Raw genomic sequence first — 1,188 nt, 5'->3', positions numbered from 1 at the left:
GCGTTATCATGCTACAAAGGTATTCCTGACCCTAAAAGAAACCCTGGACTATCTGGAGGGGTGTGAGGCCCCTCTACGGCTAAATGCGATTCTTGGTAACGTTCGCAGGTTAAGGGCCAGCCTTTACCCGGCGGGATGGACCGCGGACCCTCTTTACCGTATCGAGCAGGAGCTGGCGAGCCTGCTCGGCGATATCAAACACGGCTAAACCCCCTTTCGAGATAACTCCCTTTTTACTTACAGCCCCTCTACGGATACGGAGGGGCTATTTTTTTTGCCCTAATTGTTAAGAAAACTTAATATTTATATGCTTGCATTATACGTATACGCATGTTATAATTAGATTAGAAAAGGAAAGGGGGAAGCAAGATGAAGGCGAAAATCGACGGGCTGATTAAAAAGTTTAAAATCGAACTGGCTTACAAGAACGGACAGGAGGGTTTGGCGGTCCGCGGCAAGCCGAGCGCTGCCGAGGTCGCCGAGCTGAAAGAACTGAAGTCGGAAATCATGGCTGAGTTGAAGCGCCGGGCGGCCGAGAGGCGGGCGGCTGAGAAGGCGAAGAAGGCTGCCGAAGAAGCGGCGCGCCAGGAGGAAATTCGCGCGATGAAAGCCGGGGAGCTGAAAATTACCCTGCATTATCACGACGGCGAATACCTCTCCGGTTACGAAGTTTTCGGTGCCGCCGCTGACCTGCTTGAGGAGTTGGGGCTGGCCGAATACGTGGACGGATGGGGCTACCACGTGGCTGATGCGGCCGTAAAGGCCCTGGGTAAGGAATTCACATATTCGCAGGCCGTCGAATACACCCGCCCCGCCCGGGAAGCGGCAGAAGCGCAGAAGGCTGCCGCAGACCAGGAGCGGAAGGCCAAGTTTGACGAGGCGCGGGAGACCGGGGAGCCGGTCCTGCTGAAGCGGTGGACCGAGGACTGCAGCGATCCTCGCGAAGAATGCTCACTGGATATTTGCTGCCAGTACGCTATGCCGGACGGTAGCGTGAAAACCGAGCGGAATCACACCTGGTAGAAAATCCGGCCCGCCGGGAGCCGTTAATCCCGGCAGAAAGGAAGGAGGAGAAGAGAATGGCAGTGTGTTACAGGTGTTTCAGGGATGACCTAGAACATCTATCGGAGGCCCGCGTCGGGGATGCGTTGCTCGCCCCGGTTTGCAAGTGTGGAGAACACTACGTCC

The 1,188-nt window shown here is 55.9% G+C and carries 2 protein-coding genes; both read left to right on the top strand.

The window, feature by feature from the left end; translation table 11 throughout:
• Positions 1-208 (top strand): hypothetical protein (locus ACE4YL_RS06330; protein ID WP_461369388.1); only part of this gene is annotated, 208 nt, incomplete at its 5' end.
• A gap of 161 nt (positions 209-369) precedes the next feature.
• Positions 370-1,023: a hypothetical protein gene (locus ACE4YL_RS06325; RefSeq protein ID WP_461369387.1), complete on the top strand. Its 654-nt coding sequence runs from the start codon at positions 370-372 to the stop codon at positions 1,021-1,023.
• The last annotated feature ends 165 nt before the right edge of the window (positions 1,024-1,188 follow it).

Origin of the sequence: Candidatus Darwinibacter acetoxidans, assembly GCF_041936445.1 — a bacterium.
Taxonomy (GTDB): domain Bacteria; phylum Bacillota; class Limnochordia; order Darwinibacteriales; family Darwinibacteriaceae; genus DTU010.
This window is presented reverse-complemented; position numbering and strand designations above follow the sequence as displayed.